This window comes from Streptomyces tateyamensis (assembly GCF_003205575.1).
Lineage (GTDB): Bacteria > Actinomycetota > Actinomycetes > Streptomycetales > Streptomycetaceae > Kitasatospora > Kitasatospora tateyamensis.
On sequence record NZ_PYBW01000360.1, the window covers coordinates 1 to 209 of the forward strand.

Annotated in this window: 1 pseudogene; it reads right to left on the minus strand. The window is 70.8% G+C overall.

Annotation, left to right across the window (positions count from 1 at the left end):
- Nucleotides 1-209, minus strand: a pseudogene (locus tag C7C46_RS33745) (hypothetical protein); the annotation flags it as partial.

Genomic DNA, 209 nt, shown 5'->3' on the forward strand with positions numbered 1-209 from the left:
CACCCATGCAGGCGCCGGCGGCCAGGTCCTTCGACGGGTAGGCGGTGATGTCGTGACATCCGGCGGTCGCCGAGCCCGTCGGGCTGCCGGGGAAGCCGCCGTCCGGGAAGAGGTTCGGCGTCGCGACCACGGCCGCGTCGGTCGGTTTCTTCAGCGGCACCTTGACGATCGAGATGGAGTCGTGCGGCGGCTGGCAGTCCGGGAATTCG